We start from the raw sequence: 21,371 nt of genomic DNA, 5'->3' as shown, positions 1-21,371 counted from the left end.
ATGAAGATTACCGTACCTGCAACATCAGCAAATATTGGACCAGGTTTTGATTCTGTTGGTGTGGCCTTATCAAAATATCTCACAGTCGAAGTTATTCAACAAAGTGATAGCTGGTTTGTTGAACATGACTTGGAATTTGTGCCGTCAGATGAGCGTAATTTACTGATTAAAACTGCTTTGAAGGTGGTAGCGGATCTACAACCACATCATATTCGAATGACCAGTGATGTCCCTTTGGCCCGTGGTCTTGGATCATCCAGCTCCGTTATTGTGGCTGGGATTGAATTGGCCAATCAGCTGGCAAATTTACAGCTGTCTCCAGAGGAAAAATTGAACATTGCTACCGAAATAGAGGGACATCCTGATAATGTTGCGCCTGCAATCTACGGAAATCTGGTTGTCGCAAGTTATGTCAATAAACGGGTGGTAGCTGTTCTTGCTGATTTTCCTGAGACTGCCATTATTGCCTTTATTCCTGAGTATCAGCTACGTACGAGTGACAGTCGTGGTGTACTCCCAAACCAACTCTCTTATAAAAAGTCAGTTGCAGCTAGTTCGATTGCTAATGTGGCTGTTGCTGCTCTCTTGAAAGGGGATATGGTCACAGCTGGAAAAGCGATTGAATCAGATATGTTCCATGAGCAATTTCGCCAAAAATTGGTGAAGGAGTTTTATCCAATCAAGCAGATTAGTCATGAATTGGGCGCTTATGCGACTTACCTTTCTGGTGCTGGTCCAACTGTCATGGTCTTGGCACCAAGAGAACTGGCTCCAGAAATCGTTGCACGCATAGAACAAGAAAACCTAGTAGGTGAAATTCAACTGTTAGAAGTTGACAAGCAAGGGGTTCGAGTGGAGGAGTAGCGTATGAGGACAGAGAAAGTGATTGTCCTGCCTTACCAATCTAGTTGGAAAGAAGACTTTTTACAGCTCAAACAGATGATTGACGCTCTTGTGGGGCCTTGGATTTTATCAATCGAGCATGTGGGAAGTACAGCCGTTGAAGGCTTATCTGCTAAACCAATCATTGATATTGATGTCGTCATGTCAGACGAAGCTGCTCTTGGACAAATAGTCCAAAAATTGGCGGAGGTAGGTTACCAACATGAGGGGAATTTAGGAATCGAAGGACGTGAAGCTTTTCGATATGAGCCCCGAACGGATTGGCCTCTGCATCATCTGTATGTCTGCTCTCCTGACTCTCAGGAATTGCACCGACACCTGACGTTTCGAAATTATTTGAGAATGCATCCTGAAGCAGTCAAGGAATATAGTTTGGTTAAAGAGAGAGCTGCAACACAGTTTCCATCTGATATTGATGGTTATATGGCTAGTAAGGCTTCTTGCATTGAGAAAATGTACCATGCTTGTGGACTAGAACCGTAGAAATCATTCATTTTTCATTATCGTGATTGTTCAGAGGCTTATTTTCACGGGAGTAGGTCTAGAATAATCATGATTTTTTTGATATAATGGGCTGTATTTATATTTTGAAATGAGATGCTTATGAAAGAAAAAATTAGAACTGAACTAGAAGGTATTGATATTCGCTTTGACGAGCCTTTGAATGCTTATACTTATACCAAGGTTGGTGGACCAGTGGACTACTTGGCTTTTCCAAGAAATCGCTATGAGATTGTACGCATCGTTGAATTTGCCAATCGCGAAGGCATCAACTGGATGGTATTAGGAAATTCGAGCAATATCATTGTGCGTGATGGTGGAATTCGTGGTTTTGTCATTCGGATGGACAAACTAAATTCTGTCATGGTTTCTGGCTATACCATTGAAGCAGAAGCAGGTGCCAATTTGATTGAGACGACTCGCGTTGCCCTTCACCATTCCCTCACTGGTTTTGAATTTGCCTGTGGTATTCCAGGTTCTGTTGGTGGTGCTGTCTTTATGAATGCTGGCGCCTACGGTGGAGAAATTGCACATATCCTCGTGTCCGCACAGGTCTTGTCACCATCAGGGCATATGTTGACCCTAGATGCAAGAGAATTGCGTTTTGGATACCGTTCTTCTATTCTGCAAGAAAATGGGGCTATCGTTCTGTCAGCTAAATTTGCCCTGAAGCCTGGGAATCATATGACCATCCAACAAGAAATGGACCGTTTAACACACCTTAGACAGCTGAAACAGCCACTAGAATATCCGTCATGTGGCTCAGTCTTCAAGCGACCTGTGGGTCATTTTGCTGGTCAGCTCATCATGGAAGCAGGTCTCAAAGGGTACCGTGTCGGTGGCGTGGAAGTATCACAAAAACACGCTGGATTTATGGTGAACGTAGACAATGGTACTGCGAAGGATTATGAAAATCTCATTGCTGATGTGATTCAAAAAGTAGAAGAAAATTCTGGCATTAAGCTAGAACGTGAAGTAAGAATTTTAGGTGATTTTTAGTCATCAGGTGACTGGAAAAACTAGTAAGGGGGGTGAAGCCTATCGTTTCAGGTAGTAAGGAGGACAAGTTTATTATCCTAGAGGTAGCTTAGGCCTAACAGAGCCTTAATCTGTAATTTACATATCAGAAGGAATTTATGAGAATTGAAAAAACCAATTATCGAATTTAAGGGTGTTTCCAAAGTATTTGAAGACAGCGGAACGACTGTCCTTAAAAATATTAACTTTGAACTGGAAGAAGGGAAATTTTATACGCTTCTTGGTGCGTCTGGATCTGGGAAATCTACAATTTTAAACATTATTGCGGGTCTCTTAGATGCAACGACTGGTGACATTTATCTTGATGGGGAACGCATCAATGATGTGCCAACCAACAAACGAGATGTGCATACCGTCTTTCAGTCCTATGCCCTTTTCCCGCACATGACGGTGTTTGAAAATGTGGCATTTCCCTTAAAATTGCGAAAAGTTGAGAAGGCTGAACTTCAACAACGTGTCACAGAAGCCCTCAAAATGGTACGTTTAGAAGGATTTGAAAATCGTTCTATCCAAAAATTATCAGGTGGTCAACGCCAACGGGTGGCCATCGCGCGTGCCATTATCAACCAACCCCGTGTGGTCCTCTTGGATGAACCCCTCTCAGCCTTGGACTTAAAATTACGGACAGAAATGCAATATGAATTGCGTGAGTTGCAACAACGTCTTGGTATCACTTTTGTCTTTGTCACCCATGACCAAGAAGAGGCCCTTGCGATGAGTGACTGGATTTTCGTCATGAACGACGGTGAAATTGTCCAGTCTGGTACACCTGTTGATATTTACGATGAGCCGATCAACCACTTTGTAGCCACATTTATCGGTGAATCCAATATTCTTTCTGGAACCATGATTGAAGACTACTTGGTCGAGTTCAATGGCAAACGCTTTGAAGCGGTTGATGGTGGGATGCGTCCGAATGAGCCAGTTGAAGTTGTTATTCGTCCAGAAGATTTACAAATTACATTGCCTGAAGAAGGTAAGTTACAAGTAACTGTCGATACGCAGCTCTTCCGTGGTGTCCATTACGAAATTATTGCCTACGACGAACTTGGAAATGAATGGATGATTCATTCAACTCGTAAGGCTATCGAAGGTGAGGTGGTTGGTTTAGACTTCACACCAGAAGACATCCACATTATGCGTCTCAATGAAACAGAAGAAGAATTTGACGCCCGTATTGAAGAATATGTAGAAGTTGAAGAGGTTGAAGATGGCTTGATCAATGCCATTGAGGAGGAAAGAAATGAAGAAAACCTCTAATCTCTTTTCAATCCCCTACTTACTTTGGCTTTTCCTTTTCGTACTGGTGCCTGTTGTCCTGATTGTCATTCAGTCAATGCTCAATATCGAAGGGAAATTGACACTTGAAAACTATCGGATTTTCTTTAGTTCATGGACCTACCTCCGAATGAGTTTTAATTCAGTCTTTTATGCTGGAATTATTACCTTAGTCACGTTACTTATCAGCTATCCTACAGCCTTATTTTTGACACGATTAAAGCACAAACAACTTTGGCTCATGCTGATTGTCTTGCCGACCTGGATCAATCTCTTGCTCAAAGCCTATGCCTTCATGGGGATTTTTGGTCAACAAGGGGGTATTAATAGCTTTCTCTCCTTTATCGGAGTGGGACCACAGCAAATCCTCTTTACAGATTTTTCTTTCATTTTTGTTGCTAGTTATATTGAATTGCCTTTCATGATTTTACCGATTTTTAACGCCTTGGACGATATTGATAGCAATCTTATCAATGCCAGCCGTGATCTTGGGGCAACTGAGCGCCAGACTTTTACGAAGGTGATTTTACCTCTGTCTCTCAATGGTGTCCGTTCTGGTGTTCAATCAGTCTTTATCCCAAGTTTGAGCCTTTTTATGTTGACGCGTTTGATTGGTGGGAACCGTGTCATTACTCTGGGAACCGCTATTGAGCAACATTTCCTCACAACGCAAAATAAGGGAATGGGTTCAACCATTGGTGTAATCCTGATAGCCGTCATGGTCTTGACCATTTGGGTTACGCGTGAAAGACGGAAGGAGGGGTAAAGATGAAAAAATTTGCAAATCTCTATCTCGCCATTGTATTTTTGATTTTGTATATCCCGATTTTCTACCTGATTTTCTATTCCTTCAATGCTGGTGGGGATATGAATCAATTCACGAAACTCACCTTTGAGCACTACGCTACTATGTTTGGGGATTCTCGTCTCATGTTGATTCTGGTAGAAACTTTCTTCTTGGCCTTTTTATCTAGCTTGATTGCGACGGTAATCGGAACATTTGGCGCTATGTTTATCCACCAAACCAGTCAACATCGTCAAAATATGTTGCTTTCTGCCAATAGCGTCCTCATGGTTGCGCCTGATGTTATGATTGGTGCTAGTTTCTTGATTTTATTCACCTTTCTTGGTTTTCAATTAGGCTTTGTCTCTGTGTTGCTTGGTCATGTAGCCTTCTCAATTCCGATTGTGGTGCTGATGGTATTGCCACGCTTGAAGGAAATGAATCAAGATATGGTCAATGCAGCTTATGATTTGGGTGCAACGCGTCTTCAGATGATGCGAGAAGTGATGCTTCCCTATCTGACACCAGGAATCATCGCAGGTTACTTTATGGCATTTACCTATTCACTAGATGATTTTGCTGTGACCTTCTTTGTAACAGGAAATAGCTTCTCGACACTTTCTGTTGAAATTTACTCACGGGCAAGACAAGGAATTTCTTTAGAAATCAATGCTCTTTCTACTATTGTCTTTCTCTTTAGTATTCTACTCGTGATTGGCTATTACTTTATTTCACAAGAGAGGGAGGGCAATAATGCGTAGATTATATTCATTTTTAGCAGGTATAATACTGATTGTAGTGATTCTCTCATTGACAGCTCTAGGGATGCGCCAACAAAGTGGTGGCTCTAGTGACAAATTAGTAATCTACAATTGGGGAGACTACATTGACCCTGAGTTGTTAAAGAAATTTACTGAAGAAACAGGGATAAAAGTTCAGTACGAAACCTTTGATTCCAACGAAGCTATGTACACCAAGATTGAACAAGGTGGTACCACTTATGACCTTGCTGTCCCAAGTGATTACATGATTGATAAGATGATCAAAGAGGATCTGCTTATTCCTCTGGATAAGTCAAAGATAAAAGGACTTGAAAACATCAGTCCTGAATTTATGGACAAGAGTTTTGATCCAGGTAATCTATACTCTATTCCATATTTTTGGGGTACACTAGGCATTGTCTATAATACAACCATGGTCAAGGAAGCTCCTGAACAGTGGAATGATTTATGGAAAGAAGAGTACCGCAATGATATCTTACTCGTCGACGGCGCTCGTGAAGTGATAGGATTTGGTCTGAATAGCTTGGGTTATAGTGTCAATAGCAAAGACCAAAAACAATTGGAAGAAGCAGAAGCAAAACTGAATGAATTAACTCCCAATATCAAAGCCATCGTAGGAGATGAGTTAAAGGGTTACATGATCCAAGGAGATGCCGCGATCGGTGTTAGCTTTTCTGGGGAAGCTAGTGAAATGTTAGATGGTAATGAAGACCTTGTCTACGTTGTACCAAGTGAAGGTTCCAATCTATGGTTTGACAATATCGTCATTCCAACGACAGCAAAACATTATGACGAAGCTTATGCCTTTATCAATTTTATGCTAGAACCTGAAAATGCTGCGCAAAATGCAGAGTATATCGGATATGCAACTCCAAATGCTAAGGCAAAAGAATTGTTGCCAGAAGATATTACATCAGACAAAGCTTTTTATCCAAGCCAGGAAAACATCGAAAAACTGGAGGTTTACGATAATATTGGCCAAAAATGGCTTGGCATTTACAATGACCTCTACTTACAATTCAAAATGTACCGCAAATAAGAATGGCTGATAGTTATTCATCCATTCATCAGGTAAATGAAAATGGGCCAGAATGACTGCTGCCCATTTTTCGCACAATGAAAGGAAGACAATTCGTCTATGAAGAATAATCATCGCAAAGAAGTCACCTTTATTTCTCAATCTATTCTTGCCTCAACCTTACGTGGTATTCTAGTTGGGATTGCTGTGGGAATTGTTGTCGTTGCTTTTCGGTTAGCAATTGAAAAAATCTTTCATCTGGTGACAGATTTGTACCAAATGGCTCATAACCAACCTATCTACCTTGTGTCGATTTTGCTTGGCTATTTCGTAATTGCTTGGATTGTTGGAAAGATGATCAAGGCAGAACCACATATTAAGGGCTCCGGGATTCCTCAAGTAGAAGCTGAGCTTAAAGGGATGATGCACCTCAATTGGTGGTCGGTTCTCTGGCGTAAATTTGTCGGTGGTACACTAGCTATTGCCTCTGGTCTGATGTTAGGACGAGAGGGTCCAAGTATTCAACTAGGAGCAGTAACTGGAAAGGGCGTTGCCAAATGGCTAAAGACAAGTGAGATGGAAAAACGAAGCCTCATCGCTAGCGGAGCCGCAGCTGGTCTAGCTGCAGCCTTCAATGCGCCGATTGCTGGACTGCTCTTTGTCGTGGAAGAAATCTATCATCAATTTTCACGATTGGTTTGGATTTCAGCTTTGGCAGCTAGTATTACAGCCAATTTTATTTCGCTTCATGTATTTGGTTTGACACCTGTGCTTGATATGCCGGACAAATTACCAGTACTAGGCCTCAATCAATACTGGGTTTATGTGTTACTTGGGATTTTTCTTGGAGCAGCAGGTTATTTCTACGAAGTGGTGATTTTAAATATTCAGAAGTTTTACCAATTCTTGGCAAGATTTGTTCCGATTAAACCACAATACTATAGCTTTTTCGCCTTTCTATTTATTATTCCGATTGGGTATTTCTATCCTAATTTACTAGGTGGCGGTCATCATTTGATCTTGGATTTGCCGAAAACATCGCCAACTTTGATGCTACTTATTTTCTATCTAGTTATTCGATTTGTTTGGAGTATGATTTCTTACGGAAGTGGTCTTCCTGGCGGTATTTTCTTGCCTATTCTCACTCTAGGTAGTCTACTGGGAATGTTTGCTGGACGTCTAGCCTTTGATTTTGGCTGGATTAGCCAAGGGGAGGTGACGCTCTTTATTATCCTTGGGATGACAGGCTTTTTCGCTGCTATTTCCAAAGCACCACTGACCGCTATGATTCTGGTCACAGAGATGGTAGGGGATATGCGACAATTGATGGTGATTGGCTTGGTGGCATTAACTGCCTATATTGTTATGGATTTACTGGGTGGAGCGCCTGTCTATGAAGCAATGCTAGAAAAACTCCTTCCTGAATATATGGATGAAGACAATACAGAGATGACTTTGATTGAAGTAGTTGTCTCTGAGCATTTGGCCAATCGTTATGTCAGTGAGCTTCATCTACCGCATAATACACTCATTACATCGCAAGTTCATCATGGAAAAAATCGAGTGGTCAAGGGAAACAGTCGCCTCCATTTGGGAGATAGCATTTATGTAGCGGTGCCTGTATCAGATATTCATCAGATTCGTCAACTTTTGGAAGGACACTAGAGAGTTGAAAGGCATTCTCTAACAGTTTCTTTTTCTTTCATGGTATAATTAAGGGAAACGTAAGAAAGAGAGAAATTCATGGTTTTATCAAAAAAACGAGCCCGAAAAGTACTAGAAGAAATCATTGCCCTCTATCCAGAGGCTAAACCAAGCTTGGATTTTCGCAATCATTTTGAACTCTTAGTGGCAGTCATGCTCTCTGCTCAAACGACAGATGCTGCAGTTAATAAAGCGACACCAAGTCTCTTTGCTGCCTTTCCCACACCAGAAGCCATGGCAGCAGCCAATATCAAGGATATTGAACCACATATTTCAAGACTCGGTCTGTATCGCAACAAGGCCAAGTTCCTCAAAGAATGCGCCCAGCAACTCTTAGAGCGCCATGATGGTCAAGTCCCGCAAACCAGAGAAGAGTTAGAAAGTCTTTCGGGTGTCGGACGCAAAACAGCTAATGTGGTCCTCAGTGTTGGCTTTGGCATTCCAGCCTTTGCTGTTGATACCCATGTAGGGCGTATTTGTAAGCACCATGACATCGTAAAAAAATCAGCCACACCACTGGAAACAGAAAAACGTGTCATGGAAGTCCTACCTCCTGAACTCTGGCTCAAGGCTCACCAAGCCATGATTTATTTCGGACGAGAAGTCTGTCACCCCAAAAATCCAGAATGCGAAAAGTATCCGCAATTATATGAATTTGACTAGTCAACGGCCCTTTCTCGATGATGAGAAAGGGCTTTAATGTGGTATAATAGAGCTATCTATTCAAGAATGGAAAACAGCAATGACATATACAGGTGAATTAGCGATTGAACAACAACTTATTGACCAACTGACCTCAGGAGTTAGTCAATGGAGTTACCGAAGTGATTTAAAAACAGAGGATGCCCTCTGGGACAATTTCTTTGCTAAATTAGAGCAAAATAACGTTGCCGTGTTAAATGGCACGCCTTTGACGGAGCAAGAAAAGGCACAGATTAAAAACCAGCTTAACTTTATTAATTACTACGAAGCTGCTAAATGGTTGGCAGGTGAAAATGGTATCGCTAAGGTGCAAGTTCAGCGTGAAGATGCTAGTCTTGGCACTATCCGTTTATCCGTCATTTGGCGAGATAATGTTGCTGGCGGTACCTCTTCTTATGAAGTGGTGAATCAAGTAGAGCGTCCTAAAGTAGAACCAGCAGACCAAGACAGAAGACTTGATGTAACCTTGTTAATCAACGGACTGCCTCTGATTCAGATTGAGCTGAAAAATGCCCAACATCCGTTTATGGATGCTTTTCGCCAAATTAAAAAATACGACCGTGAGGGCAAACTGCGGGGGATTTACTCTAGCTTACAGATGTTTGTCATGTCTAACCTGACGGATACCCGTTATATCGCTGCCGCAAAAGAAAACAAGCTCAATGATACCTTCTTAACTAAGTGGGTGGATACTAGCAATCAGCCGGTTCTCAATCTCTTTGCCTTTGCCAAAGAGGTGCTCTCGATTCCAAGAGCCCACCAGATGGTGATGCAGTATTCGGTCATTGATGACGATAAAAAATCCTTGATTTTGCTTCGTCCTTATCAAGTTCATGCCATTGAAGCGGTGCAAGAAGCTAGTCGTAAGCAAGAGTCAGGCTATGTTTGGCATACGACAGGTTCAGGTAAGACCCTGACTTCTTATAAAGTTGCTCGTAATCTTTTACAGATTCCGTCTATTGCTAAGACCATTTTTGTGGTGGATCGTAGCGACTTGGACCAGCAGACGACCTCAAGTTTTCTCTCCTATGCTGCCAATGATGTCATTGACATTGACGAGACGGACAATACTCATCAGTTGGTGAAACGGTTGGTGGCAGATGATAAGCGCGTGGTGGTGACAACCATTCAAAAACTAGCCACTATGATGCGCAAAATCAAAGATGGACTCTACAGTAAGGAAGCAGATAAAATCAAGCAACTCAAAGTCGCCTTTGTTGTGGACGAATGCCATCGTGCGGTGACCCCACAGGCTCAGCTCAAACTCTCTAGCTTCTTTATCCATTCCCTCTGGTATGGCTTTACAGGAACACCAATCTTTGCAGAAAACAAACGCCAACAACTCGGGAATCTCGCCCAAACCACAGAAGAGCAATACGGCAAACGCCTCCACGAATACACTGTCAAGGAAGCGATCCATGACAAGGCTGTCCTTGGCTTCAAAGTGGACTATAAAAACACCCTCATTCTCAATAAAGACATCGCTGAAAAGGATATTCCAGACAGCGCCTATGAGGACGAGGAGCACATGCTAGAAGTGCTGGACGCTATCATCAATAAATCCCGTGGGCAACTTGGCTTTCAAAACGGTGTCGGACAGACCTTCAATGCGATCTTAACCGTGAAGTCTATCCCTATGGCGCAGAAATATTATGACCTTTTAAAACGAGTTAAGGCTGGTGAAACCAGAGTGAAGATTTCTGAGCGCGTGAAGCAAGTCCTCCCAGATTTTCCAAGGTTTACCATCACTTACTCCGTGACGGAAAATGTCGAGGAGTCAACGGTCAATCAGGACAAGATGAAGGAAGCCATCTATGATTACAATGCTGAGTTTGGGACCCACTACACGATAGCAGACCTGCGTGGTTTCAATACCGATGTCAATAATCGCCTCGCTCGTAAGAAGGACAAGTACCTCTTCCGTGAAGAGCAACTGGACTTGGTTATCGTGGTCAACCGTCTTCTGACAGGCTTTGATGCTCCTTGCCTCTCGACTCTCTTCATTGACCGCAAGCCCATGCAGCCTCACGATTTGATTCAGGCCTTTAGCCGAACCAACCGTATCTTCAATGGCACTAAAAAGTTTGGTCAAATTATCACCTTCCAAACCCCAGATGCTTTTAAAGAAGCCGTGGACAAAGCGTTGCGCCTCTATTCAAACGGCGGTGAAACCAGTGTTTTAGCCCCTGAATGGGCAGAAGAAAAAGCAGTCTTCGACGAAAAATTAGCCATCCTGCAAAATCAAATAGCAACAGACAGCGAGGTCGGACTGGATATCAGCAGTGCTAGCACCGAATTACTCAAGAAATTTGCCAAATCCTACCAAGAATTTGACCGCTATTTTGCTTCTATCAAGGTCTACTCCGAATACGACCAAGATACCATCTTTGCAGAAACAGGATTGACAGAAGAACTCCTAGAAACCTATATGGGCACCTACCAAAATGTCCTCGAAGAAATCAAGAGACGTAAAGATGATAATGACGATTCAGACGATGAACCACTCGATATCCTCTATGAGTTGGAATCCGTCCATCTCGATGAGATTAACTACGAGTACATCATTTCACTCATCCAAGCCTTTATCCCGCAGGCAGATGATGCCCAAAAAGAATTGACCGCCAAAGACATTGCAGCCGTGGATGCCTATATCGCAGACCTTGCCAAAACCAACCAAGGCCTTGCTCAAGTTATCGCCGACCTCTGGCTCCAAATCCAAATGGACCCAGAAAGCTACCGCGGACAATCCATCACCAATATCCTCGACCAAATGATAGAAGCCGTGATTGCCAAGGAAGTCACCCAACTGGCTAAGAAATGGTATATCGGCGCAGACGAACTCATGTATCTCGTCAAAAACTACCGCAAAGGGGAAAGCAAACAACTTGGTGAAAGTGAACTCAGCCAAAGCCAACGCTACCAAGACTATAAAATCGAAGTCGCAGAAGCCCTCAACCCCCTCAAATACAAAATCGAAATTAAAAAAGCCTACACCCAACTCATCGAAGAAGTCATCGAACCGCTGAGAGTGAGGAGATAGGCATAAGATACAAAGACCGTTAAAAAGCGATTAGGATTTTAGGAAGACAACGACGTGGGATTACCCACAAGGCGTCTTATCTAAATCCCGAGCTTTTAGGCCGTGTTCAGTTCGGATAATAAGATAAGTATATCTGATAGACAAATGTTTTAAAGCGCCTTGATATTTAGTGATTTGAAAGAGATGTTTTTATGAAGTTTAAGAAATTAATTGTTAAAAATTTTAGAAATTTTGAAAATCTCGAAGTTGATTTGTCTAATAAAAATATAATATTTGGAATGAACGATTCTGGTAAAACTAACTTATTGTATGCGATCCGTTTTCTGCTAGATTCAAGAACTCGAAATCAAGGATTTGTTGAGTCTGACTATTTTCAACATCGTAAAGAAGATCCTATAGAAATCATACTACAAATAGATATAGCAGATCGTAATAATGAAGAAAATCCTAATTCGGTTCAATCCAGACAATTAATTGCTGGAGTAAAGGGGGCTAGAACAAATATTGATTTGGATAATTTCTATATTAAATTAATAGCGGAATTTGATGAAAGTGAACAATTAGGTAATCCAGACCTTGCATGGGGATCAAATTTGGATAATCTATTTCCAATCCCCCAGAGAGGAACTCGTTCAGAACTGGATAAGATTTTCCAAGTAGTGTATGTTGATCCTAATATTCAGCTAGATACTATATTTAAGAAAAATAGGAATAATATCTTTAATTCCGGTATAAAGAATATGACCGAAGACGAAAAAAATTCAGATGAACAGATTGAAAATGACATTGAGACCAATATCACAGACCTAAATGATAATATCACTAAATTAAATAAAGTAAAACATACACAGAACGAGCTTACCGAAGCATATAAGAAATTTCGGAATGAAGATCTAAAAATTGAAGTTCAATCTGAAGTTGCGATTACAGGATATTTAGATAACTTACGTCCATATGTTAAATGGAATAATTCCGACAAGAATTATTATCCAACTTCTGGTGATGGACGAAAAAAACTTCTTTCCTATGCTATTACTCATATTCTTTCTGAAAATCAGTATTCAAATAAAATTTTAGTATATCTTATTGAAGAGCCTGAAAATAGTTTACATCGCTCACTTCAGATTTCTCTATCAAAGCAATTATTTAACGATGAATTATATTCCTATTTTTTCTTAACAACTCACTCGTCAGAACTACTGTATGAAATGGATGATATACAGTTAATTAAGATTGTATCTAGTGATAGGTCAAACGGCTATTCTTATTATTATCAAGTACCAGAAGATTTTTCTAAATTGAAGAAAAATCTCAACAAGTCTCTGTCACAATCAATTTTTTATGATACAGTTCTATTAGTAGAAGGGCCATCAGAATATGCTTTGTTTACTGCCATTATGAATGAGGTTTATCCAAGCTATGAAATAGATGGAAAATTTATTCTGAGTGTTGATGGCGTAAATTTTTTACCTTATGTTGAATTATATCGTAATCTCAAAATTAGTTACTTTATAAAAACAGATAATGATTTACAATCTATTAAAGGTAATAAAACTGATTTTTTCTTAAGTGGTATTAGTCGCTCTAGTAAACTTCTTCCAAGAAATGAATATGATTTTAAACCTACTGCATTTAGGAGAAAACTTGTCAATGAAAATGAAAGTGATGAAGAGAAAAAAAGAAAACTAATAAATTATAAAAAATATCTATTTACGGAGGCTATGAAAGAAGATATTGGTGAAAAGCTTTTTGAACTGTTCCAATATAATAATATTTATTTATCAGAGATAGATTTAGAGAACGATTTAGCTGTTTCAATTGATGAGAAATATAAAGTTAAAATTTCTGTGACTAATAGTGGAGTAGTTAAGGATAATGTTGATGATGATAAATTTGTCAAATGGTTACAAGATCATAAATTATATAACATGAATATCTATATTGAAAATGTCCTTAATGAAGAATTAGCTAATGAAATTATTCAAGCTGAACGCTTTAAAGTCTTGAAGGAGTTTAAAGATGCAAAGTAGACTTTCGCTAGAGGAACAAGACAAATTAGTAAAAGAAGAGCTTATAAATGAGGGGGGTAATATCCTTGTTGTTGCAAATGCTGGTTCTGGAAAAACAACCTTTTTAGCTAAAAAAATTCTTAGTGATGTAGAAAGAGAAGGAACATTTCAAAATTTTGCTGCGCTCACATTTACAAATAATGCTAGGGATGAAATTACTAATAAATTAGAAAATATTCCTCAAAATCTTTACGTTGCAACTATTGATGGATTTTTAGAATCTGAAATATTAGAACCGTTTATAGAACAGGTTTATCCTAATGTAAAACCAATTTCATATAACTATCAAAAAAATAGTGAATTTGATAGTTATGGTGTAGGTATCAGTAAATTAACACAAGAAAAAATTTTTGGTAAATACGACTTCAATACACAAAAAAATGGTAAAAACTTTAAGTGTGAAGTTGCTATAAAAATTTTGAGAGAGTGTATTGTCGCCAGAGAATATTTAACATTTAAATATAAAAAAATTTATTTAGATGAGTATCAAGATTGTGACTCTTCCATGCACCAATTATTCATGTATCTTAAAGATGAATTAGGAATTACTTTGGTTATTGTTGGCGATGACAAACAATCTATTTATCAATGGCGTGGAGCCTCACCTATATTTATAAATAGTCTATTTCATACAAAAGATAATAACTTTACAAAAAAGAGATTTCAGAATAATTTCAGAAGCGAACCAAAAATTGTTGATTTTTCATTAGCAATAAGTAATTCAACAAATGTATCTAGAATTCGTTCCGGTGGAGAAATATTGTACTTAAATTTCCCAATTGATTTGCCTCGTATCAATTGGGACGATACTGAGCAAATAAAATCGGAAAAAAATGATGAAACAGCTGAGATTGAGCTAAATATAATCAAAGAGATAGTAGATTCCCGTCTTATATCAACCTTTGATCAGAAGCGGAAATTTTATTTTATAGGCAATAATGATCATATTAAACGGCTGAAGGAAAGAGTAAATTCACTTTTTTGTGATTCCTTTTATTCTTATAGTAGAAACATATTAGCAGATTGTGATAATAGCACCTTATTAACCTCTCTGGCAAAATATTATTTTGATAAGGAATATACGGAGTATCATTTGCTGAATGATCTATATGTTGATTACGATAAAAGTCTTGTTTCCGATTTGAATAATCTACTAACTTCAATGAGAAGTTCTCCTAACCAAAATATCATTGAAGAAATTATTACTTATCTAGGTTTTTCAACCAAAAGATTTGGCACAAAATTAGAGAGTGAATTTTTACTAGAAATTCTGCTTAATCAGGAAAATAAAATTTTATTCACATCGTTAAATGGAGTTTATAATCTTTTTTCAACGATTCATTCTTCAAAAGGACTTAGTTCTGACGAAGTTATTCTATTCACGAATTATCTATTTGATTTTAAAGATAACTTTAAAGAAGAGGATAACTACGTCGCTATTACAAGACCTAAATCAAGATTAATTTTGATTGATTTCAACGGAAAATATAAAAATAAAATAAATGAATTGCTACAAAGAAATAATGAAATACAATTTACTTTGAATGATTTTGCAGAGGTAATAAAATGACAAAACCAATTTTCCCCATCCTCAGATTCAAAGATTTTGATGATGAGCTTATAAAATTTAAAATCGGAGAGGTATCTGATTCTTATTCTGGAGGAACGCCATCTGTATTAAATAAAAATTTCTATTCTGGCACTATCCCTTTTATTCGCTCGGCTGAGATTAATAAGGATGAGACGGAACTCTGTATTAACGAAGATGCACTCAATCAGTCGTCCGCCAAGTTGGTAGAAAAAGGAGATATTCTATATGCTCTTTACGGTGCTACCAGTGGTGAAGTTGGTATTTCACGAATAGACGGAGCAATTAATCAAGCAATTCTTGCTATAAAACCTTACGAAGGTTATTCAAGTGAGTTTATTATGCAATGGTTGCGTCGTGAAAAGAATAGTATTATTGATAAATATCTTCAAGGTGGACAAGGGAATTTATCAGGCGGTATTGTTAAAAACTTAGATGTACAATTTCCGACCTATTCTGAACAATCCTCCATCGGCACTCTTTTCCAAACGCTTGATGAGCTTTTATCTGCCTATAAGGATAATGTAGCTAATTATCAAGCCTTCAAGGCATCTATGTTATCAAAGATGTTTCCAAAGGCAGGACAGACCATCCCTGAAATCCGCTTAGATGGATTTGATGGCGAGTGGGATGAGAAGAAGCTAGAAGAATTAGCATATTATCGGAGAGGTTCTTTCCCTCAGCCTTATGGTAATAAAGAATGGTATGATGGTGCCAATAGTATGCCATTTGTTCAAGTAGTTGATGTATTGGATAATTTTAATTTATCCAATGAGACGAAACAAAGGATAAGTGAGCTAGCGATGCCCAAAAGTGTCTTTGTTCCTACTGGTACAATTTTGGTTACACTTCAAGGAAGCATTGGTAGAGTTGCAATAACAAAATTTCCTTGCTATGTTGATCGTACCATTTTGATTATCGAAAGTTTTAAGCGAGAAATGGATAAATATTTTATGGCGATTTCCTTAAAAAGTAAGTTTGAAACTGAAAAGCAGAAAGCACCAGGAGGAACTATAAAAACAATAACAAAGGAAGTTTTAAACGATTTTACTATTGTTTTTCCTTCTCCTGAAGAACAGCGAGCCATCGGCGCTTTCTTCTCAAACCTAGATGACCTTATTTCTAATTACCAAGACAAAATCAAGCAACTAGAAACCTTGAAGAAAAAGCTCTTGCAGGAGATGTTTTTGTAAATTAAATTGATAATTTTGATTTGAAAGGTTTAATAGATAGTGGTTAAATCAAAAATAAAGCAACATGTCGTACCTCAGAGTTATTTAAAACGTTTCGCCCAGAAAAATACAAATAATAATGGGTATAACATATCAGTATATCATGTTGTTAATGGAAAGATATTTATTAGTGCTATAAAAGATGTAGCGTTTGAGAAGAATTATTATGATGTAAGTAATAGAGAGAATGAAAAGCACTGGGAAGAATATTTCGCAACACAGATCGAACCTTTGTATGGGCAAGACTTAACGAATATTATTTCAAGAATCACTTTAATAAATAAAAAAGAAGATATATTAGAAATAGAACATAAAATTAAATTATCGAAAATGTTAGGATTTCAATTTGTTAGAGTGCCAGGTTTCTTGGAACGTAGATTTAAGCATGGTAGTGAACTTTTTGATGAAACTATAAAAGAAACTAGAGAACGTTTTTCAGATAGTAATATTCCAAATTTAGAGTCAATACTTGGTCAATTTATTGCAAATAAGTCTAATATTATAAAGGATTTGACTCTAGATTTAATTTCACAAGAAGAACGTTTAATCCTCTTTTCAACAGTTTTACAAAATAAATCATGGATAATCTATTATAATAATAGTGAGATGCCATTTATCACTAGTGATAATCCAGTTGTAATGGCTAATTTTAATACTAACTCAATTGGATACTCAGATAATGGCTTAGGTAGAAATGATAATATTATTTATTTTCCATTATCAAGTAAAATCTTACTTGAGTTAGTACCTCGGAATGAAGAAACAGTACATTTAGATAATTCTCTGAATATCCTTTCGGATGAGAATTTAGAATTTATTACAGCAGTAAATTCTTTGCAGATAATCCACTCCACAAAACAAAGCTTTATTCATCCAAATTATCAGCAAGAATTGGAAAATATAATAGAATATTTAAAAAGAAAAATGGTAGACTCTAAATAATAATATGATACAAAGAGAAATCCTTCCTTTTCAATAACATTTAAGTTATAATCAGAATAGAAAAGTTTTTACAAATATCTATTACGAAACGAGGCACGGTATGACAACAAACAATCCAGCTATTGGTAGCCGTTGGGAAGAGGTTCAAGCAGAACTATTCACACCTGAGGAATTGCGTGAAAGTGATTTGAGGGTGGCGGTTATGCTTGAACTCATTAAGGCTAGACAGGAAAAGGGGATCAGTCAAAAGAAATTGGAGCAGCTCATGGGAAAACCAGTCCACAACTTGATACCGTTTTGAAAGTGCTAGCCAGCCTTGGAAAGACCTTGGCTGTTGTGCCCTTGGAACAAGAACAAAATAGTAGTAGAACGATTGTCTAAATCACTTGGAATATTGCCTATCAGCTCTGCTATTTTCCAAAAATAAACCATTAGAAAGACAAAAACATGGAACAACTACAAACCTCCCAATCGCTCTATCAGGCGCTTTGGAATTCGGCGGATATTCTCCGCTCTAAGATGGATGCCAATGACTACAAGTCCTATCTTTTGGGCATGGTCTTTTACAAGTACCTGTCGGACAAGATGCTCTTTTATGTGGCTAAGACCATGGAGGAGCCGACCGATGATTTGCATAAGGCCTTGGACCTTTATCGTGGTTACTACGAGGATGAGGAGACGCATGCCGATTTGCTGGCGGTGATTAAGGGTGAGATGTCTTATGCCATTGAGCCAGATTTGACCTTTACCGCCTTGGTGGATCGGGTCAATGACGGCACCTTTCAGTTAGAGGACTTGGCACAAGGTTTCCGTAACATCGAACAAGCGGATGAGCTCTTTGAAAATCTGTTTGAGGACATTGATTTATACTCTAAAAAGTTAGGGGCGACGCCTCAAAAACAAAACCAGACCATTTCTGGTGTCATGAAAGAATTGGCGGTTCTGGATGTGGCAGGTCACGCTGGTGACATGCTTGGGGATGCTTATGAATATCTGATTGGTCAGTTTGCGACCGACTCAGGAAAAAAGGCTGGAGAGTTTTACACGCCCCAGCCTGTGGCTAAACTCATGACTCAGATTGCCCTGCTTGGTCGTGAGGATAAGAAAGGCTTCACTCTTTACGATGCGACCATGGGCTCTGGTTCTCTGCTCTTGAATGCCAAACGGTATAGCCATAAGCCAAACACCATTTCTTATTTTGGTCAGGAGCTCAATACCTCGACATATAATCTAGCTCGCATGAACATGATTTTGCACGGTGTGCCGATTGAAAATCAGTATTTGCACAATGCGGACACGCTTGATGAAGACTGGCCAACGCAGGAGCCAACTAACTTTGATGGGGTGCTCATGAACCCACCTTACTCGGCCAAGTGGGCAGCGGATAGTGGTTTCTTGCAAGACCCTCGTTTCTCAGCCTTTGGCGCCTTGGCTCCAAAATCAAAAGCGGATTTTGCTTTCCTTTTGCATGGTTATTATCACCTCAAGCAAGATGGTGGGGTCATGGCTATTGTCCTACCACACGGCGTCCTTTTCCGTGGCAATGCGGAAGGGAAAATCCGTCAGCATTTATTGGAAGAAGGGGCTATTGATACTGTGATTGGTCTGCCAGCCAATATTTTCTTCAATACTAGCATTCCAACTACAGTTATTATTCTCAAAAAAGATAGAACCACTCGTGATGTTTATTTCATTGATGCATCTAAGGAATTTACCAAGGGTAAAAACCAGAACCTCATGGAAGACAAACACATTGAGAAAATCTTAGAGGCTTACAAGTCTCGCGAGGATATGGACAAGTTTGCTCATCTGGCCAGCTTTGAAGAACTCAAAGAGAATGACTTCAACCTCAATATCCCTCGCTATGTGGATACCTTTGAGGACGAAGAAGTAGCACCGTTGACGGATATTGTAACGAATATTAACAAGACCAATCAAGAGATTGCGACCAAATCAGCCCAGTTGACAGACCTCCTTCACCAACTCAAAGGCACGACACCAGAAGCGCAGGCTGAATTAGACGCCTTTTTGAAGGATTTGACCTTATAACTGTCCCAAATTTCTGGTTTCATTCTGTGTCAAATTGTTTACTTTCTTACTGAAAAAGAGTAAGATAGTCCCTGAGTAAAGGGAGCAGATGATATGATAGCAAATGATAAAATTATTGCTCTGGTCAAGCCAGAATATATGGAACGTATTCCTCGTTTAGTTCGAGGGCACGCGGTGAAAGCAACTTGTAAACTGATTGCGCGTGAGTTTCCAGAAGCCTATGCTGAAGCTGAAAAAGAAGGAGATTTGAGCCCAGAGGCCAAAGAAACTCTGACTCTAATTGTCAACGATATTTTTAAAGAACGGATGGCAAAGCATAATTTGTAAATCTCCAGCCCAACAACTGGAGATTTTTCATGTAAAATAATGACTAGTCATTGAAAAGAAAAGAGGATTCAAATGAAAATTGCAACATTTATGGAACCAGGTAAGATGGTCATTACAGAGATTGCCAAACCAGTTATAGAAAAAGAGAGACAGATGCAATCATTAAAATTATACGTGCCTGTGTTTGCGGGTCTGATTTGTGGTGGTATCGTGGCATCAATAAACGCGAAGCTAACACCTATGCAGGTCACGAGGCGATTGGAATTGTAGAAGAAGTTGGGGCTGCTGTCACCAATGTCCAAGTTGGAGATTTTGTGATTGTTCCGTTCACACATGGTTGTGGAGAGTGTGCAGCCTGTCGCGCTGGTTTTGATGGTGATTGTACCAATCGTGAAATTGTCAAAAATAGCGGTTACCAAGGGGAATATCTACGGTATGTGAATGCTGATTGGTCCTTAGTCAAGGGGCCAGGACAGCCATCTGATTATTCGGATAATCAATTAAATTCATTGTTGACCTTGTCTGATGTGATGGCAACTGGTTTCCATGCCGCAAAAACAGCTGAAGTCAAAGAAGGTGATACTGTCGTGGTCATGGGAGATGGTGCTGTTGGCTTGTGTGGTGTCATTGGTGCGAAACTACTTGGAGCTAAACGTATTATTGCGATGAGTCGTCATGCAGATCGTCAAGCCTTAGCCCGGGAATTTGGTGCGACAGATATTGTTGAAGAATGTGGAGACAAAGCAGTTGCTAAAGTGATGGAGCTAACGAATAATGCTGGTGCAGATGCTGTTTTAGAATGTGTTGGAACAGAGCAATCTGTCCAAACTGCTACGCAAATTTGTCGACCAGGTGCCATTATTGGATGAGTGGGTGTCCCACACAATTCTGAAATTGATACCCATCAACTCTTCTTTAAGAATATTGGTCTTCGTGGAGGAATTGCTGCGGTTACAACGCATGACAAGGAGGTCTTGCTTGACGCTGTACTTTCTGGACAAATTCATCCAGGAAAGGTCTTTACAAGACGGTTTGATCTCGATGATATTCAGGCTGCTTATGAAGCCGTGGACAAACGTGAAGCTATCAAATCATTGGTGATGGTCAGTGGTAACTAAACATGGAAAAGGTAAGATTCTCAACAAAAGGAATCTTGCCTTTTATCTTTCCTATTAAAATGTATTCAAAACCAAAACTTTTACAAAAAAATAATGATAATTTTACAGATAAAGACGAATAATTTTAAATTTTTTCGCGTAATTTTTATCATTGTTTTCATTTCTATGTCTAATTTCCGAATGTTTGAGACAAATATAGTGGTTTATCAATGAACAGAAAGAAAAATATGAATAATTGTTTTTAATTCCTAACAAAAATATATTAAAACACGAATCATAGTGTCGAGAAGTGTTGT

16 protein-coding genes and 2 pseudogenes are annotated in these 21,371 nt (G+C 39.1%); all 18 read left to right on the top strand.

What is annotated here, in order from left to right; genetic code table 11:
• The 18 genes and pseudogenes from thrB to A3I9_RS12755 all read left to right on the top strand — a co-directional run bounded on the left by thrB (position 1) and on the right by A3I9_RS12755 (position 21,075).
• Positions 1-864: a homoserine kinase gene (gene thrB / locus A3I9_RS0109105; RefSeq protein WP_018378721.1), complete on the top strand. Its 864-nt coding sequence runs from the start codon at positions 1-3 to the stop codon at positions 862-864.
• Between the two features lie 3 nt (positions 865-867).
• On the top strand, positions 868-1,386 hold the full coding sequence (locus A3I9_RS0109100) for a GrpB family protein (RefSeq protein ID WP_018378720.1): 519 nt from the start codon (positions 868-870) through the stop codon (positions 1,384-1,386).
• A gap of 120 nt (positions 1,387-1,506) precedes the next feature.
• Complete coding sequence (murB, locus tag A3I9_RS0109095) at positions 1,507-2,403, top strand: UDP-N-acetylmuramate dehydrogenase (protein WP_018378719.1); 897 nt, start codon at positions 1,507-1,509, stop codon at positions 2,401-2,403.
• Between the two features lie 144 nt (positions 2,404-2,547).
• Positions 2,548-3,702: an ABC transporter ATP-binding protein gene (locus A3I9_RS0109090; protein WP_018378718.1), complete on the top strand. Its 1,155-nt coding sequence runs from the start codon at positions 2,548-2,550 to the stop codon at positions 3,700-3,702.
• On the top strand, positions 3,686-4,486 hold the full coding sequence (locus A3I9_RS0109085) for an ABC transporter permease (RefSeq protein WP_018378717.1): 801 nt from the start codon (positions 3,686-3,688) through the stop codon (positions 4,484-4,486). Before A3I9_RS0109090 ends, A3I9_RS0109085 begins: the two co-directional genes overlap by 17 nt.
• A gap of 2 nt (positions 4,487-4,488) precedes the next feature.
• Positions 4,489-5,265 (top strand): ABC transporter permease, encoded by a 777-nt coding sequence (locus A3I9_RS0109080; RefSeq protein WP_018378716.1) that lies wholly within the window; start codon positions 4,489-4,491, stop codon positions 5,263-5,265.
• The gene (locus tag A3I9_RS0109075; protein WP_018378715.1) at positions 5,258-6,325 is read left to right on the top strand and encodes an ABC transporter substrate-binding protein; all 1,068 of its coding nucleotides are present in this window, start codon (positions 5,258-5,260) and stop codon (positions 6,323-6,325) included. The genes A3I9_RS0109080 and A3I9_RS0109075 overlap by 8 nt, the downstream gene beginning before the upstream one ends.
• Before the next feature lie 99 nt (positions 6,326-6,424).
• Positions 6,425-7,969 (top strand): ClC family H(+)/Cl(-) exchange transporter, encoded by a 1,545-nt coding sequence (locus tag A3I9_RS0109070; protein ID WP_018378714.1) that lies wholly within the window; start codon positions 6,425-6,427, stop codon positions 7,967-7,969.
• Between the two features lie 78 nt (positions 7,970-8,047).
• On the top strand, positions 8,048-8,671 hold the full coding sequence (gene nth, locus A3I9_RS0109065; RefSeq protein ID WP_018378713.1) for an endonuclease III: 624 nt from the start codon (positions 8,048-8,050) through the stop codon (positions 8,669-8,671).
• A gap of 79 nt (positions 8,672-8,750) precedes the next feature.
• Positions 8,751-11,750: a type I restriction endonuclease subunit R gene (locus A3I9_RS0109060; protein WP_018378712.1), complete on the top strand. Its 3,000-nt coding sequence runs from the start codon at positions 8,751-8,753 to the stop codon at positions 11,748-11,750.
• 191 nt (positions 11,751-11,941) lie between these two features.
• Entirely contained in the window at positions 11,942-13,780 is a 1,839-nt protein-coding gene (locus A3I9_RS0109055; RefSeq protein WP_018378711.1) for an ATP-dependent nuclease, read from the top strand.
• On the top strand, positions 13,770-15,389 hold the full coding sequence (locus tag A3I9_RS0109050; RefSeq protein WP_018378710.1) for a UvrD-helicase domain-containing protein: 1,620 nt from the start codon (positions 13,770-13,772) through the stop codon (positions 15,387-15,389). The genes A3I9_RS0109055 and A3I9_RS0109050 overlap by 11 nt, the downstream gene beginning before the upstream one ends.
• Positions 15,386-16,600, top strand: coding sequence for a restriction endonuclease subunit S (locus A3I9_RS13255; protein ID WP_018378709.1), 1,215 nt, complete (start codon positions 15,386-15,388; stop codon positions 16,598-16,600). Before A3I9_RS0109050 ends, A3I9_RS13255 begins: the two co-directional genes overlap by 4 nt.
• A gap of 39 nt (positions 16,601-16,639) precedes the next feature.
• Positions 16,640-17,581, top strand: a complete 942-nt coding sequence (locus tag A3I9_RS0109040) for a DUF4238 domain-containing protein (RefSeq protein ID WP_018378708.1) — start codon at positions 16,640-16,642, stop codon at positions 17,579-17,581.
• A 100-nt stretch (positions 17,582-17,681) separates the two neighbouring features.
• Positions 17,682-17,962: pseudogene (locus tag A3I9_RS12760) on the top strand (helix-turn-helix domain-containing protein).
• A gap of 66 nt (positions 17,963-18,028) precedes the next feature.
• Entirely contained in the window at positions 18,029-19,630 is a 1,602-nt protein-coding gene (locus tag A3I9_RS0109030) for a type I restriction-modification system subunit M (RefSeq protein WP_018378706.1), read from the top strand.
• Positions 19,631-19,723: 93 nt separating this feature from the next.
• Positions 19,724-19,957, top strand: coding sequence for a hypothetical protein (locus A3I9_RS0109025; RefSeq protein ID WP_018378705.1), 234 nt, complete (start codon positions 19,724-19,726; stop codon positions 19,955-19,957).
• A 72-nt stretch (positions 19,958-20,029) separates the two neighbouring features.
• Positions 20,030-21,075: pseudogene (locus A3I9_RS12755) on the top strand (zinc-dependent alcohol dehydrogenase family protein).
• Positions 21,076-21,371: the final 296 nt, after the last annotated feature.

Origin of the sequence: Streptococcus ovis DSM 16829 (assembly GCF_000380125.1) — a bacterium.
GTDB classification, from domain to species: domain Bacteria; phylum Bacillota; class Bacilli; order Lactobacillales; family Streptococcaceae; genus Streptococcus; species Streptococcus ovis.
Note: the sequence above shows the minus strand (reverse complement) of the source record. Positions and strands in the feature narration are given on the sequence as shown.

Bases quoted from the DNA above. Each gene is read 5' to 3' on its own strand.
- murB (WP_018378719.1), top strand. From the start codon at position 1,507: ATGAAAGAAAAAATTAGAACTGAACTAGAAGGTATTGATATTCGCTTT.
- A3I9_RS0109080 (WP_018378716.1), top strand. From the start codon at position 4,489: ATGAAAAAATTTGCAAATCTCTATCTCGCCATTGTATTTTTGATTTTG.
- thrB (WP_018378721.1), top strand. From the start codon at position 1: ATGAAGATTACCGTACCTGCAACATCAGCAAATATTGGACCAGGTTTT.
- A3I9_RS0109075 (WP_018378715.1), top strand. From the start codon at position 5,258: ATGCGTAGATTATATTCATTTTTAGCAGGTATAATACTGATTGTAGTG.
- A3I9_RS0109085 (WP_018378717.1), top strand. From the start codon at position 3,686: ATGAAGAAAACCTCTAATCTCTTTTCAATCCCCTACTTACTTTGGCTT.
- A3I9_RS0109070 (WP_018378714.1), top strand. From the start codon at position 6,425: ATGAAGAATAATCATCGCAAAGAAGTCACCTTTATTTCTCAATCTATT.
- nth (WP_018378713.1), top strand. From the start codon at position 8,048: ATGGTTTTATCAAAAAAACGAGCCCGAAAAGTACTAGAAGAAATCATT.
- A3I9_RS0109030 (WP_018378706.1), top strand. From the start codon at position 18,029: ATGGAACAACTACAAACCTCCCAATCGCTCTATCAGGCGCTTTGGAAT.
- A3I9_RS0109060 (WP_018378712.1), top strand. From the start codon at position 8,751: ATGACATATACAGGTGAATTAGCGATTGAACAACAACTTATTGACCAA.
- A3I9_RS13255 (WP_018378709.1), top strand. From the start codon at position 15,386: ATGACAAAACCAATTTTCCCCATCCTCAGATTCAAAGATTTTGATGAT.
- A3I9_RS0109050 (WP_018378710.1), top strand. From the start codon at position 13,770: ATGCAAAGTAGACTTTCGCTAGAGGAACAAGACAAATTAGTAAAAGAA.
- A3I9_RS0109025 (WP_018378705.1), top strand. From the start codon at position 19,724: ATGATAGCAAATGATAAAATTATTGCTCTGGTCAAGCCAGAATATATG.
- A3I9_RS0109100 (WP_018378720.1), top strand. From the start codon at position 868: ATGAGGACAGAGAAAGTGATTGTCCTGCCTTACCAATCTAGTTGGAAA.
- A3I9_RS0109055 (WP_018378711.1), top strand. From the start codon at position 11,942: ATGAAGTTTAAGAAATTAATTGTTAAAAATTTTAGAAATTTTGAAAAT.